Origin of the sequence: Leucobacter soli, assembly GCF_042659205.1 — a bacterium.
GTDB lineage: Bacteria > Actinomycetota > Actinomycetes > Actinomycetales > Microbacteriaceae > Leucobacter > Leucobacter soli.
This window is the reverse complement of record NZ_JBHSRW010000001.1, coordinates 12777-26952: the sequence shown is the minus strand read 5'-3', so window position 1 is coordinate 26952 and position 14176 is coordinate 12777. Positions and strand designations below refer to the sequence as shown.

The following is a 14176-nucleotide window of genomic DNA, read 5'->3' as shown; positions in this document are numbered from 1 at the left end:
CTGGCGGCTGAGTGTCCCGGTGCGCTCCGCGTGTGAGCGGCCCAGACGACGTGCTCGGCGCCGCTGCCTCAACTGAGCCCACGCTGACCGCGTAGGCGTCGATCACGCGGTCGGTGCCGGTGTTGAAGGCGTCGCGGATATCACTTGGATCACCACATCGCTGGGCCCGGCTCTTGTGTCAGGCGCAGCAGGAGGTGGGGAGTTCGTTGCGGAAGAGGTTCGCGGTGAGGCGGATGCCTTCGGCCATGGTGAGGTAGGGGGCCCAGGTGTCGGCGAGTTGGGTGACGGTGAATCCGGCGGTGATGGCGTAGGTTGCGGCGAGCATCATCTCCCCAGCGGTGTCGGCGAGGGCGTGGATACCGAGGACTTTGCCGGTGTCGGCGTCGGCGACGACCTTGATGCCGCCGCGTGTGTCGTGGTTGGCGATGGCCCTGGGCACGTCGGAAAGTCGTAGGAATCGGCAGGCGCACCGGTATCCGGCGGCGATGGCGCTGGCTTCGGTGATCCCGGCGGAGGCCAGTTGGGGTGAGGTGAACAGCACAGACGGCAACCCGGTGTAGTCGACTCGCTCGTCGTGACCCAGGGCGTTGTGCGCGGCGATCTTCCCAGTCCTCGCGGCGACGTACACGTACTGGGGCACGTCAGTGACGTCACCGGCGGCGAACACAGCCGGGTTCGTGGTCCGCTGCTGCTCGTCTACGATGACGAAGCCGCGCTCGTCGGTCGCGATACCCGCAGCAGGAAGGTTGAGCCCTTCGGTGCGCGGGGTGCGACCGGTGGCAACGAGGACACGTTCACCGGTCGCGTCCTTCCCGTTGCGGGTCGTCACCTGGACCAGGCCCTCGTGCTGGGTGATCGTGGCTGCGCGGTCGCCGATGACGCTGATCCCCTCGGCCAGGAAGGCCTTGCGGAGCTCGGATGACAGTTCCGGTTCGGCGTGCGGGGCGAGCCGACCGATGACGGTGACCTCTACTCCGAGCCGGGCGAACAGCTGCGCCTGTTCCAGGCCGACGAAGCCACCGCCGATCACCACGAGCGACGCGGGCAGTTCCGTCAGTTCCATCGCTGTGGTCGACGTGAGGTAATCAACCTGCTCAAGCCCAGGGATTGCCGGCACGTGCGGCTCGGCGCCGGTGGCGACGAGATACGACTTCGCGCGCACCGGTCGTCCATCCACGAGCAGGGTTCCCGCGTCTGTGAACGTTGCAGTGCCCGGGAGGATGTCAAACCCGTAGGCAGCGGCGATGTCGGCGTACTTGGTCTGGCGGAGCATCCCAACCAGATCATCCTTCTGCTCGATGAGCGCGCTGAGATCGACCATCCCAGCAGAGCTGGGGGCGCCTGAGAACGGGTTCGTGAGGGCGGAGTGCCGGGTGTGCGCGGCCGCGAGAAGCGTCTTGGACGGCACACAACCCACGTTCACGCAGGTACCGCCGAGGGTTCCCGATTCGATGGCGACCACGCTGGCCCCCTCGAGGCGCGCGTGGATCGCTGCGGACATCGCCGCCCCGCCCGTCCCGATCACCACGAGATCAACCTCTGTGTGCTGTGTCACGATGCCTCCTCAAGTTCGAACCGGCCACTCATGCGGCCACTCCTGAAAGAATGGACCTTAAAGTATGCTTGAAGGTCAAGTCGGTGGCGGAGGTGACGATGCGGATCGGAGAACTCGCGGGGAAGGCGAAGACGAGGGCGTCCACGCTGCGGTATTACGAGGAGCGCGGGCTGCTCCAACCTCCGGAGCGTACCCCGGCCGGGTACCGCAACTACGGCGACGAGGCGGTGCAGCGGCTCGAGTTCATCGACCGGGCCCGCGCAGCAGGGCTCACCCTCGCGCAAACCGCCGAGATCCTCGAAGTACGTGACGCGGGCGGGTCGCCGTGCGGTCATGTTCGAGACCTCCTCGACCGGCGACTGGTCGAGATCGACGAGCAGCTTGAGCATCTCCGCCTGCTCCGTACCAGCGTCGCCGAGCTCCGCGCGAACGCAGCACAGACGTCGCCGGAGGCCTGCACACCCGAGTCGATCTGCCGGTACCTCTGACCAATCGGCTGAAGGGTCTTGCTGCCCGGAGGGAACCGTTGTCTTGTCCGCGTAAGGTTGTCGCGCTCGTGGTAGTTCGTCAGGAACTCGTAGAACGTGTACGACTGCGCGGTCTCGGGCTTGAAGTTCCAGAGCAGGAAGGAGCCGACAGGGTATCCGTGCTTCAGACAAATTCACGATGGATAGCTGGCATCAGATACTCGCGCTTGTGGATGGCGGTGAGCATCTCCTCGATGCTGCGCCGGGTCTGGAAGGACATGCGGCTCTCTCGATACGGGCTGACGGGTGGTCAGACTACGGTCTCGTCGTTGACGGCGACGACGGTGTCGTAGAGGCCGTAGCGACGCAGGCCCTTGTGGGACTCGATGCCGGTGTAGGACAAGGAGGAGTCCTCGTAGCGGCGGAAGGCGAAGACGGCCTGGTTCATATGGGTGGCGTTAAAGACGCCGAGATTCACGAGGAGGTGGAAGTCCTCGACGGTCAGTCCGGTGACGGTGCGGAACAGGCCGGGTTCGAGCTTGGTGATGACGTCGGTAAGAGTGTTCTCACGGAAGTCGGTCAGGTACATGAATGCAGGGATGCGGGTGGCGAACTTGACCAGCTTCTCCTGAATCTGCTTCCGCTTGGACTTGTACTCCTTCTCCTCCGCCGTCAGCTCCTTCTTCTCCGCCGGAGTGATGTCCTCGCCCTTCTCCTTCTTCACCTTCTTCACGACGTCACTCTTGTTCACGACGGTCTCGAAGATGTCGTTGCCGAGTGCACGGAAACCCTCGATGTTCATGACGGCGTTGAGGGCGTCGGGGCTGTTCATGATCTTGCGCAGGGTTTCGTTGTCGACGTTGACGAGGATCGCGGACTCCCACTTGCGGGCCAGGAGGGTCGCGGAGGTGCCCGACATGGCGATATCGAGGATGCCGCCGGCATCGACCTGGGTCATGTTCGACCCGTCGTAGGCCAACACGGGCAGGAACTTCACGAGTTCCTCTACGGCTTGCTCGGGGTTCGGCGTCTCCGGTGAGAGGCCCGCGCCGTAGTCGGCGATCTGACGCAGCGCGCGGGTCGGCGCGAAGTCGAACACGAAGCACACCGGCTTGAGGACGGCTTCGGCGCTTGGGTTGTCGCCGTCGGGGTTCTTGATCGACCACGGTGACTGCACACGGAAGGCTGCCTGGAAGTAGGTCTCGGGTGAGTTGAGGTTGCGCAACATCAGGATCGAGGACCACTGCTTGACGGTGACGCCCGTGGTGAGCTTGCCGCACGACAGGGTGATCGTCTTCGTGTCGTGGCCGTCGCCGATCGCCGCCCGCACTGGCGGGAGAGCATCCAGCCCGATGCCCGCGCCGGGACCCGCGACGACGAGGACCTTGTAGTCGTGCCAGAACACGTTCTGCTTCTCCGCGAGCAGGTTCGACATTGCCTCGCAGGCAGCAACGTTGGGCAGGAACCAGAACGAGTGCTGAAGGTACGGCAGGAGTCGGACATCGGAGTACGGGAATGGCGGGCGGGTGCCCATTCGCATCGCGTCGACCTGGGTGGGCAGGTGAGCGCCGCGGACGAGATCGAGCCACTTCTGCACGTCGGTCTTGCGGGTGAACTCGGCGTCCTTGCCGGCGCCCTTTGCCTCGAAGAACTCGTCGAGGTCGAACTCGTCGAACTCTCCCTGATTCGCAACGGCAATCAACTCGTCAGGCATCTGGTACGTGAACAGACGCATCTCCGGGAGTGCCCCGTACGGGTTCCAGGCGTCCGGTTGCGCGACGGCGTACTCGGCCTTGGCGCGCTGCTCATCGGTGTAGGTCCAGTTGAAGATTTGCTCCTCGATAAACTCACCGGTTGCCAGCGCCTTGAATGGCGTGCCCGACAGGTACAGGTAGGCGCGGGTGGTGATCGGCAGGAAGTCGTCCTCGTCGTTGCCGAGTTCGTCAAGCTCCTCGTCGAAAGCCACGAGGCCGTCGTTGTACTCCGCGGCCAGTTCCTTCTGCTTGACTTTCTCGTCCTCGCCCTCGAACAGCTCCTTGGCGGACTCTCGCCACGCACCGAAGTGGTATTCATCGAAGATGACGAGGTCCCAGTTGGTGGTGTGGACCCACTCGTTCTTCGCCTTGATGAGGCCGGTCTTCCGATCTCGCCCGAGTAGGTCCTGGAACGAACCGAAGTAGACCAGTGGCCGAGTCTTGTCCGCCTCATCTGGGTTGCCCCCGGTGGCCGAGGAGAGGTACTGCCAGCCGTCGAAGTCGGCGTGAGACTCCAGGTCGGTCTGCCAGGCGTCCTCCACTGCGGGCTTGAAGGTGACCACGAGGATGCGTTTGGCGCCGAGCCGCTTCGCGAGTTGGTAGGAGGCGAAGGTCTTCCCGAAGCGCATCTTGGCGTTCCACAGGAACCGTGGCACCGCGTGAGAGTCCTCGGCCCAGATGGACTCGTAGTAGCCCTCGGCCTTGTCCACGGCGCTGGCTTGCTCCGGGCGCATCGGAAACTTCTCATGATGGGTTCCACTGAGCTTCACGCCTGTGCGAAGCTCAGTGATCGCCGTGCGCACATCGTCTGGGGTGCACCGCATCCACTCTCGCGCTGAGCCGAAGATCGGGTTCTCGAAGCCCTTGTCGATCAGCCGTTGGCGCACATCTGAGTCGCGAAACACCGTCCCGTCGCCTCGTTCGGCGAGCTCATCAACGTGCAGCGTGTATGCCTGTTGCATCTGCCCCTGAGACTCGCGGATGCGCGCGTTCACATCCGCCTTCGTCGTCTGTCCCACCTTGAGAAGGCCCGCGTAGCCGACTGGTGGATCGTTCGGCGACCACGCATAGATACGCAGTCGTGCCTCGGGCTTCTCCGGGAGAAGCTGATCGATGTCTCTACTCATCGCCGTCCTCATCGGAACCAGGCACGTCGTTGCTCGGACGCTCGGCGATCAACGACTCTATGAATGAAACCTGCTCACTATCGATGTCGTAGCGCTCATAGAGGTCACGATCAGTCCAGACTCGATCCATCGAGAGCCTTGGGACAAACAGGTAGGAGTCGCGAGTGATGTTCTGGGTGATCTTGCGAAGCGAGACGAGGAATCGAACGAAGCGCGTCCGCATGTAGATGGCCAGATTCCGAGCCTCTGTTTCGGAGTCCACAACCCCGATCACGAGGTAGGTCTCGGTACACGCGGTACCTGGGCCGGCCACGACCGGTTCGCCCAGAATCGTAACGTCATCGCGGCCACTCGTTCCGTGGGCCTTGACCAATAAGACCTTCCACTTGTCGACCCATTCGACGTTGCTCGTAATCGCAGATCGCTCCATGTACGACTCAGTCTGGTTTCCATACACCAGGACTGGATCATTCAACCCGACCGGAGTCGCCTTGCCCCTTTGGTTCGTCAGCCCAAATGGCTTCCTGGCAGACACCACATCGCCGAGGAGAGGCTCCGACTCTCCGTCAACTCTGTGCGCCCTCACCTTGTCCAGAATCCGCACGCCCTCGTTGCGACGCACGAGCACGTCATAGGCGTCAAGCATCCGAAGTGCGGGTTCGCCGATAGCCTCGTCTCCGATCTTGGTGGTGACCTCGCACGGTCCCTCATGGTCTCGACTCCACAACCAGTACGACACGCCGCCTCGAATCTTCACGCCAGGAAAGACGTCGTACAGCTGCGGATAGTCGATGAGTTTCGCAAAGCGGTGGTCGGCGAGCATCCGATCCCGGAAATCGTCCAGACCCTTCCCGCCCGAGAACCATCGCGACGGGGTGATCATCACGGCATAGCGAGGGTCGAGCGCGAGTGCCTTCTCGACGAAGAGATTGTAGATGGGCGTGGCCGACGCGCCGCCACCACCGCCTCCATCCCCCAACTGATAGGGCGGGTTGCCGATGATGACGTCGAACTGCATGTTGTCTCCGAACAGCTCGGCGATCCGAGCTCTGATGTCGTCGGTATGGATGAATGCGTAGGCGTGAGTTTCCAAGTCGTCACCGCGTGCGTAGCTGCCTTCGCTAGCACCGCAGTAGGTGCACTTGCGGTTGGTATAGACGGCGATCTCTTCGCGCGTAAGCGGATCAACCCGAAACTCGCGTTTGCCACCGCCCCAGGCGTGGTCCGTGCGATCGAACCAGATGTTGCCGTCCTCGGTCGTGAACGACCTGGCGATCGAGTGCGGGCCGTTGGCGAACTTCGAGCAATAGACACTCCGGCGAGCCAGCAGTGCAGTGAGCTGTGTGATCCCGATGCCGAAAACCTGACGGGTGAGGATGTGATCGACGCGCTGGGCGAGGTCAGGGAACGTCAGGATCAGTCCGTCGGTGAGGCGGCGAGTGATCTCGCGAAGGAAGACCCCCGACTTGGTGAAAGGATCGAGGAACGTGACATCGGGCTTGGTCCAGATGTCGGCGCCGTCGTTGGCGTCTGCCCACGCGGCGGCAAGCGTGTCGAGCATCTGGTTCGCGAACTCCGGCGGGGTGAAGACCTCATCGTTGGAGAGGTTCGCGATGCACGTCAACACATCCGGGTTGTGCCCTCGGAGGGTGAAAGGTGCAAGGGTCACGCGGCGGCCTCGGCGATCTGACTGACGGTCATCGTCGGGTAAGTCTGCGCGGGGACGAACAGGTCCTCGTCATCGAGCTCGCCGAATAGGGTTCCCTCGTACGAGGCGCGCTGAGTGAGGTCGTCGTAGCGAAAGTCGCGCCTCTGGAACTTGCCTTTGCCGAGGTAGCCCCACTCAGGAAAGGTGATCGGCTGGCCGCTTGGCACGGTCATGGTCAAGGCATCGCCCTGGACGATGTTCACGGCGAGAACCGCGCGGGCCGCTCGCGCCCACTGGTCATCGTTGCCGATACACAAGAATGTGTTGAACACCTCGGCGAGATTGTGGCGGCACTCTTCGGCGTTGTCTGCGAGAAGTTCGATACCGTAGGTGCACATGAGCGCGAACAATGCGTAGTGGCGCTTCTCGAACTCGCTCTTGCCGTGCCGAAGCTCGACCGTGGCGAGCTTGCGAGCCAGGACGGGGATGAGGAAGTTGCCCGAGCCGCAGGCGGGTTCGAGTACGCGGGAGTCGATCCGCTCAGACTCGTGCTTAACGAGGTCGAGCATGTCCTCGACCATCCACGCCGGCGTGAACACCTCGCCGTGGTCCGCAACGCGTTGCTTGGACTTCACCAAGCGCTGGGCGTCTTTCAGGTTCATCTTCCCCCCTCCCCGTGCTCGTCGTTGTCATGAGCGTAGGAGCGTCCACCGACACCGGGATGGGCTACGTGGAGCTCTTGGTCACTGGCCGCCGCACCCGCGCGCACCCAGTCGTCTATCTCGCTGGCTTGGAACTTCCAGAGGCGTCCGACCTTGTGGGCGGGCATGGCCTTCTCGGCGATCCAGGTGTAGACGGTGTCTTTGGTGACCCCGAGGTGGGCGGCGATGTCGTCTGCGGACAGCCACGGCTCAGCCACGTTGGTCCTCCCTCGCTCAATGGCCCAGGCAGGCCAACACCCACGATGATACCGGCTGAGGTACGGCTTGAGTTGGGTTTCTCCGGGCGTGGCCGAACGAGACGGGTTTCGAGAGTGGCCGCTGCGTTCTGCCGATCAGCGTGGGATGCGCACCTTGAGCCAGGCGGTCACCGTGTTCCGCCAGCGGTCCAGATCGCTGTTCCAGCAGAGGGTGTGGCCGGCATCGAAGGTCTCAAGCTCAACGAGGTCCGGGCGAGCGTCTCGGAGTGCTTGTGAGAGCCGGATCGGCACGGAGTCGTCTCGGGTGCCGTGGAGGATCAGGGTCGGCGTGTTGAGCTCTACGGCTCGGGATGTCCAGTCGAAGGTGGGAAGTGGGATGCGTCCTGGCAGGCCGACTGTGCGTGCCAGTGGGTCGAGGGTGAGCCACGGGATCGCGAGGTGCCCGGCTGCTGCAGGCCATCCGCTGCGGGCGCAGTTGGACTTGATGACTTCGGTCCAGTTGAGGACTGGGGAGTCGAGTACGAGCGCGGCGATCAGTCCCGGATGTCGCGGGTGGTCGGCGAGCTGGAGAGCGACAGCGGCACCCATCGACCAGCCGAAGATCACGACCTGTTCGGCTCCTCGTCGGACGGCGTACCCGATGGCCTCGTCAACGTCGCTCGTCTCTGCGTAGCCGAAGGTCGTCCGGCCGGTGCCAACTCGCGGCCCTTCTGCTGTGTTGCGGTAGCTGACGACGAGGGAGGTGTAGCCGAGTTCGGTTGCGGCGAGGACGCCGCGGAGGGTGCCGGCGCGGGTGCTGCCGAGGCCGTGGATGTGGATGGCCCAGGTCGCGAGGTCGCCGTCGATGCGCCAGGCCGGGCATGGTCCTGCGGGGGTCGTGATGGTGATGTCGCGTGTGTGGAGTCCGGCGTCGGCTGGGGTGGCGTAGTAGATGCCGCTCCAGGAGGCGCAATCGCCGGTCTTCGGAGTGAAACCCGATGTGGTGCCCGTGATCCTGCGAGCGACGCGGGTGGGTCCTCGATCGACGGTATCTGTGGCGAGCTGCGCCCAGCCGCCGTGCTCGAACCAGAGATTGTAGATGCCTGGCGCGGCGGCCTGGTCGGTGCGGTCGAGCACGATCAGGTCGCCGTCGTCGGTGTACTCGACGCCTCGAACGGTGAGGTCGAACATTCGTGGGCCGACGGGTGCGGTGAGCCGCCGCGCGATGGCCCACCCGACCCCGGCAACCGCTGCCGCCGCGGCCCCAGCGCCGAGAGCGATGCGGCCTATCACGACTCCCGCTCCTCGACGTAGGGAACGGGCGAGGTCGTCGCGAGGGCACTGTCGCTTCCGACGAGGTGGCTCTCGGCGCGTTCGAGCAGGTCGCGGTCGTCGGTGCTGATGTCGAAGGTGATGCGAGGGTCGATCATCGCGTCGCGGATTTCGACGATCACTCGGTGGAGGTGCCCTTCGGGGTCTTCGCTACTGGCGGCGAGGGGGTCGGCCTGGCTCAGCCCGGGCCGTGCGCGCGTCGCCTGGTGCCAAAGCGACTCCAGCTGCGCTGTGAGGGCGACGGTCTGCCTCTGCCGGGCGCGGTGCTGAGCGCGACGGACGGCAGGCTGGATCGCGAACCCGGCACAGAGGAACACGAAGGTCAGGACGGAGAGCGGATCGTAGGCGGACTGGATAGTGTGCATGAGGTCGAGGTGGCCCGTGGCGTGGGCAACGTCCATGACGATCACGGCGAGGCAGAGCGCGACGCCGAACGCCGACCCCAGGCTCAACAGTGCCGCGGGGAGGTGCTGGATGCCGGTGTTGTGCCGGTACTGCCTTATGGCGAGGACGAGCATCGCCACGACAATGACGAGGCAGTAGGTGAAGTTGATGATCGAGTAGACCGCCGCCGCTGGCTGTGCGCCGAGGTCGATCATAAATCGTGTGGTAGTGGTGCCGCGGTCGATGAGCAGGAACGATGCGGTGATCGCGAGCAGCGCGACGAGCAGGACGGGGATGCTGACGGCGGCTCGGACGAGCCTGGGCCGGTACTCGCCGGTCTTCATGACGCCGCGGCCGAGGAAGAACAGCCCGGTCATCAGGAGCGCGTCCGCGATCAGGGTGGCGAGGTTGGTGCCACCGAGCAGTCGATCGACGGCGCTGTAGGCGGCATCCACGTTGAGCGTCATCGCGATGGCGATGGTGAGGGCGGCGTAGGTGATGCTTCGGTCGGTGCGTTTGCGTCGGAAGATGAGCAGGCTCGCCACGAGCGCCCACATGAGCGTTGCGACGAGCGTCTGGATCATCCGAATATCTCCGAGTATCTGGACTCTGCGAACACCGACCCTCGGATGCCGGCGGCGAGCCGGTCGGCGAGGGACTCGGCGGCGATCTCGGTTTCGCTGTCGAGGTCTTGCCGCCTGAGCAGGCGACCTCTGGTGTACGGCGGGATGTTGGGCAGCAGTACCTCCCCGACTGCACAGCCGTCGCCTTCGCCGTGGCCAAGGATCATGTGGGCGAGCTCGTGGAGCACGAACTGCTGGCGATGCAGCGCGGAGTCGCTGCGGGCGTGAAGCACGACGTCTTCGGCATCGGTGGAGAGCCAGAGCGCGCAGAGGCCGTCGTGGGTGTCGAGGTCTGCGAGTTCGACGACGCGGAGCCTACGGTGCCGCCGGTCTTGGACGGTGTGGAGGAGATCGTCAAGGGCGAAGGTATTGCCGAGCTCAAGGCCCGCGACGGCCGCCGATACGGTCTGTTCGATCTTCACGGTTCGCCCCTTCTCTGTAGGGAGCAGGGACCGGTGGCGGCTCCATCGTGCGGTACCGGTCAGTGCTCGGGCATGTGTGTCATTTCCTCGTCCAGGAACTTGGTGATGGCGTGGAGTGCTTTCGGCGAGATGTCGCCGAGGGTGCGGGCAGCGTAGGACTTCACCTTCGCGGCACGCATGGACCGAACCAGGTCGAGCTGTGCTGAGACCTTCTCGGGCGTGGCGGCACCGTCCTCGCCGAGCAGGAACGCGGCGTCCACGTCGAAGAACGCGGCGAGCCCTTCGAAGACGGCGGGGTCTTGGACGTAGCGGTGGCCGTTGACCATGTACGTCCAGCGCGACCGCGACAGGTTGGTGCCTCGTTCTTGGAGGTAGTCGGCGATCTGCGAGTAGGTCGGCTCAGTGCCGGACTCGGCGACGGCGACATCCATCAGGAGCCGCAGACGTTTGGCGAGGTCTTCGGCCGCAGCCTGGCTCTCGTCTTCGGTCATGGCGGTGACCCCCTTCCCTTCGCGACGGGCAAGGCATCGATGTAGTCCACCCAGAAGGTGGTTGTACATGCTCAACCGTACTCGTTGAGCATGCACAAATCAAGGGTTGCGCATGCTCAACGGTCGATGTTAGAACAGGACTCCGGGACACGTTGAGCATGCTCAACGTGGTGTCCCGGTCTCGGCTCGGGCTGCCTCAAGGAGGTGAACGATGTCCAGCTCACGGTCCGGGCGCGGGTGTTCGCGCCTACCTGCCAGGTGTACCGCCGCGCGCCACCGCGCCGCGGCCCACCGAAAAGGAGGCCGGAGCATGGCATCGAACGAGGACGCCCGCGCGGCGCGAGAGGCGAAGCTCGACGAGCTGCACGAGAAGCTGACCGGCGCGGTCGAGTCATTGGTCTCCGGTGACGACTGGCGGCAGGCGCTCGCCTTCGCAGCACGGTTCAGGTCGCGGTCGTTCAACAACACGATGCTGATCTGGGTGCAGCACGAAGCCGCGTTCGAGGCCGGCCGCGTGCCCGAACCCTTCCCGACTCTGGTTGCCGGATACCGGCAGTGGCAGGGACTCGGGCGCCAGGTGATGAAGGGCCAGCCGGGCTACATGATCTTCGCGCCCGTGACGGGCAGGTTCGCCACTGCGACCCCTGCCGACGCGGGCTCGTGGCGACGGCTCGGGCCGCGGGAGAAGCCGAAGGCAGGCGAGGTGGTGCGCTCGCGGATGGTCGGAGCACGGCCGGCCTACGTGTGGGATGCCTCGCAGACCGACGGCGAGCCGCTGCCGGTGCCGCCCGCTCCGACGCTGCTGGAAGGCGAAGCACCGGCGGGGTTGTGGGAGGGGCTGGCCGGGCAGATTCGCGGCGCGGGGTTCGAGGTGCTGCGGGTGCCGCACGAGGGGATGATCTCCGGAGCGAACGGCATGACCGACTACGAGGCGCGCACGGTCGCGGTGCGGGAGAACATGGACCCTGCCGCTCAGGTCAAGACGCTCGCGCACGAGTTGGCGCACGTTGTGATGCACGATCCCGACGACGAGGAGGCGCGGCAGCATCGCGGCATCCGCGAGGTCGAAGCCGAGTCCGTGGCGCTGATGATCGGTGCCGCGCACGGCATGGACACTGCCGGTTACACGATCCCGTACGTCTCGACCTGGGCCGCCCGCGTGGACGGCCAAGAGCCCGTCCAGGTGGTGCAGTCCACCGGCGAGCGGGTGCGGAAGACCGCGCTGGCGATCCTCGACCAGCTCGACACGCTCCAGGTCGGCGACGGCACCCCGCCCGGACTCGAACGCGACGCTCCCAGTCCGCGCACCTCCCGTACGGCTGCGAACTCGGTGGAGACCGATCGTCCGCGTGCTGCGTCGGCGCCAGCGCTGGCAGGGCGGAGGCTGTGATGCCCGAAGCATTCGATGTCCTGGCGGCGCTCATTCGCGTGGATCGTTCACCGAGCCTGGGGCTCGCGGCGCGGAGCCTCGCGGCGGCTGGCGTGCCCGTGTTTCCGTGCGTCGTCGAGGGGAAGCGTCCGCTGACCCGCCGTGGGTTCCTCGATGCGAGCAGCGACCCGGAACAGGTTGCCGCGTGGTGGTCGCGCACACCGAACGCGAACATCGGCATCCCGACCGGCGCTCCATCCGGCGTTGTCGTCGTCGATGTCGATGTCCACGGCCCCCACGACGGCCGCGCGGCGTACCAGCGCGCCACCGACGCGGGACTCGTCGACGGCGCGGGTCTGCTGGCGCGCACACCCACCGGAGGCACGCACGTGTACTTCCCTGCGACACCGGGCAAGGAGCAGCGGTCGTGGCAGGCGGCGGACGTGGGTGTCGATTTCCGGGGCGACGGCGGCTACATCATCGCCCCTCCGTCCCGGCGAATCATCGACGGGAACGTGAGGCTCTACGAGGTCGCCGACATCGCCGCACACTCGGTCGGCACGGTCGATGCGGGCCGTCTGCGGGACTTCCTCGACCCGCGCCCCGTCGCCCCACCACGCGCCGAGGGCACCTCAGTGGCCGTGGATGGGAAGCGGCTGGCGGCGTGGGTCGCCGGGCGGGGCGAGGGCGAACGGAACCGGGGTCTGTTCTGGGCCGCCTGCCGCCTCGCCGAGAACGGCGTCTCGGCCACGGACGCGCTCGATGCTCTGGGGGCTGCGGCACAGTCGGCGGGTCTGGGCGATCGCGAGATCACCACGACCGTTCGCTCCGCCTACCGAGCCACCCAGCCCGCATCCGAAGTGACGCCCGGCGGCCGGAGCCAGAGCGCGGGTCGCTGGTTCGGTCGCGCGGAAAGCCCACCATCCGCAGCGCTGGGGAGGGCCGGGCTGTGAGGCGTGAATCGGACGGGCGGCGCTGGGCCGCCATGACAGCGGTCGCGGGGACGGTGTTCATCGCCGCCGGGGCGTTCTGGCTGTCGTTCACCTCGCTCGCCGATCTGGCCGCTCGCTCCGGGATCGGATCGGGGCAAGCGTGGGCGTGGCCGCTGATCGTGGACGGCATCATCGTCGTCGCCACGGTCGCCGTCGTCGCGCTCGCCGGGCAACGCTCGGCCTGGTACCCGTGGGCGCTGCTGGTCGGCGGCGCGCTCGTGTCGGTGACGGCGAACGCCATTCACGCCGTCGTCGCCGCAGACGCCGACGTGCCAAGGATGCTCGCGGCCTCGGTCGCAGCGGTGCCGCCCGTCGTGCTGCTGGCCATCACGCACCTGACCGTGATCCTCACCCGCACCACCGACCCGGCCACCGCACTTGCCGCCCCTGCGAAGTCGATGCCTGCGCTGCCGTCTGGCGAGACGGAGGTCACCCGGCGCGATGACGGTGTGGCGGATCGGCGGGCGCTGGGGTGGGAGCTGCGCGAGGCGGGCTGGTCGAACAAGCGGATCGCCCGCGAACTCGGTGTGCATCCCTCGACCGTGGGGCGCTGGTTCGCCGTCGCGCACCTCACTGACACCACTAACACCGCCGATGAGCGGGAGGAGACGACCCCATGAACACCACTGGGAACCCGCAGCGCAACGATCCCGCGAGGCCCGATCCCGCACGGCTGGTGCCCGAGGCGCCCCGGGAGCGCCCCGAGCCCGTCGAGGTGACGAGCACGCCGGAGGCGGTGCGGGCCGCGCAGGTCGCCCGTGACGACAAGCAGCATGCGCTCGTTCGCGGGCGCGGCGTGGAGTGGGTGCGCCCGACCGATTTGATCGCTCGGCACTCGGCGCACGCGGCCGGTCGTGGCCTCGACTTTCAGGCCGAGCTCGCACGCCGCACCCGCACCCCCATCGGTGCCGGCGTTCGTCGTCTCGGAGATCGCGCCCGGCGGTTGCCGCCGATCTCGGCGTTCGGGCGCAGCACCGCACCTGCCTCGCAGGTGTCCCGCTCCGGGGTCTCGATGAGTTGACGGTGGTGACAGGTCATGGTGGCGACGGCATCGGCAGGAAGGACGCATTCGTGGGAGCGAGTGCGCACCTGCCTGCCAGGAGGTGCCGACACC

General features: G+C 66.0%; 14 protein-coding genes. 5 read left to right on the top strand and 9 right to left on the bottom strand.

Features of this window, described 5'->3' with window-relative positions; translation table 11 throughout:
- Positions 1-178: 178 nt before the first annotated feature.
- The gene (gene merA, locus ACFPZL_RS00135; RefSeq protein ID WP_236021854.1) at positions 179-1501 is read right to left on the bottom strand and encodes a mercury(II) reductase; all 1323 of its coding nucleotides are present in this window, start codon (positions 1499-1501) and stop codon (positions 179-181) included.
- A gap of 152 nt (positions 1502-1653) precedes the next feature.
- On the opposite strand from merA, the gene ACFPZL_RS00130 reads away from it, so the two are divergent.
- A complete protein-coding gene (locus ACFPZL_RS00130) occupies positions 1654-2043 on the top strand; it encodes a heavy metal-responsive transcriptional regulator (RefSeq protein WP_188551966.1) in 390 nt (129 codons plus the stop codon).
- Positions 2044-2332: 289 nt separating this feature from the next.
- On the opposite strand, the gene ACFPZL_RS00125 is transcribed toward ACFPZL_RS00130, so the two are convergent.
- The 8 genes from ACFPZL_RS00125 to ACFPZL_RS00090 form a co-directional block, all read right to left on the bottom strand.
- On the bottom strand, positions 2333-4903 hold the full coding sequence (locus ACFPZL_RS00125; protein ID WP_218114178.1) for a DEAD/DEAH box helicase family protein: 2571 nt from the start codon (positions 4901-4903) through the stop codon (positions 2333-2335).
- Positions 4896-6572 (bottom strand): Eco57I restriction-modification methylase domain-containing protein, encoded by a 1677-nt coding sequence (locus tag ACFPZL_RS00120; RefSeq protein WP_236021810.1) that lies wholly within the window; start codon positions 6570-6572, stop codon positions 4896-4898. The genes ACFPZL_RS00125 and ACFPZL_RS00120 overlap by 8 nt, the downstream gene beginning before the upstream one ends.
- Positions 6569-7213 carry an N-6 DNA methylase gene (locus ACFPZL_RS00115; RefSeq protein WP_218114177.1) on the bottom strand — a complete coding sequence of 215 codons (645 nt, stop codon included), beginning with the start codon at positions 7211-7213 and terminating at the stop codon, positions 6569-6571. Before ACFPZL_RS00115 ends, ACFPZL_RS00120 begins: the two co-directional genes overlap by 4 nt.
- The gene (locus ACFPZL_RS00110) at positions 7210-7470 is read right to left on the bottom strand and encodes a helix-turn-helix domain-containing protein (RefSeq protein WP_013601292.1); all 261 of its coding nucleotides are present in this window, start codon (positions 7468-7470) and stop codon (positions 7210-7212) included. Before ACFPZL_RS00110 ends, ACFPZL_RS00115 begins: the two co-directional genes overlap by 4 nt.
- 135 nt (positions 7471-7605) lie before the next feature.
- A complete protein-coding gene (locus ACFPZL_RS00105) occupies positions 7606-8640 on the bottom strand; it encodes an alpha/beta hydrolase (RefSeq protein WP_100811335.1) in 1035 nt (344 codons plus the stop codon).
- A gap of 98 nt (positions 8641-8738) precedes the next feature.
- Positions 8739-9749, bottom strand: coding sequence for an MAB_1171c family putative transporter (locus ACFPZL_RS00100; RefSeq protein WP_026926277.1), 1011 nt, complete (start codon positions 9747-9749; stop codon positions 8739-8741).
- Positions 9746-10210 carry a hypothetical protein gene (locus ACFPZL_RS00095; protein WP_013601295.1) on the bottom strand — a complete coding sequence of 155 codons (465 nt, stop codon included), beginning with the start codon at positions 10208-10210 and terminating at the stop codon, positions 9746-9748. Before ACFPZL_RS00095 ends, ACFPZL_RS00100 begins: the two co-directional genes overlap by 4 nt.
- Positions 10211-10269: 59 nt before the next feature.
- Positions 10270-10701: a hypothetical protein gene (locus tag ACFPZL_RS00090; protein WP_129392781.1), complete on the bottom strand. Its 432-nt coding sequence runs from the start codon at positions 10699-10701 to the stop codon at positions 10270-10272.
- A gap of 310 nt (positions 10702-11011) precedes the next feature.
- Between ACFPZL_RS00090 and ACFPZL_RS00085 the strand changes: the two genes are divergently transcribed.
- Genes ACFPZL_RS00085 through ACFPZL_RS00070 form a run of 4 tightly spaced genes read left to right on the top strand, consistent with a single transcriptional unit; the run spans position 11012 to position 14083 of the window.
- Complete coding sequence (locus tag ACFPZL_RS00085) at positions 11012-12091, top strand: ImmA/IrrE family metallo-endopeptidase (RefSeq protein WP_218114176.1); 1080 nt, start codon at positions 11012-11014, stop codon at positions 12089-12091.
- Complete coding sequence (locus ACFPZL_RS00080) at positions 12091-13023, top strand: bifunctional DNA primase/polymerase (protein ID WP_218114175.1); 933 nt, start codon at positions 12091-12093, stop codon at positions 13021-13023. The genes ACFPZL_RS00085 and ACFPZL_RS00080 overlap by 1 nt, the downstream gene beginning before the upstream one ends.
- A gap of 32 nt (positions 13024-13055) precedes the next feature.
- Complete coding sequence (locus tag ACFPZL_RS00075) at positions 13056-13682, top strand: DUF2637 domain-containing protein (RefSeq protein ID WP_218114255.1); 627 nt, start codon at positions 13056-13058, stop codon at positions 13680-13682.
- The gene (locus ACFPZL_RS00070) at positions 13679-14083 is read left to right on the top strand and encodes a hypothetical protein (protein WP_218114174.1); all 405 of its coding nucleotides are present in this window, start codon (positions 13679-13681) and stop codon (positions 14081-14083) included. Before ACFPZL_RS00075 ends, ACFPZL_RS00070 begins: the two co-directional genes overlap by 4 nt.
- Positions 14084-14176 lie beyond the last annotated feature (93 nt).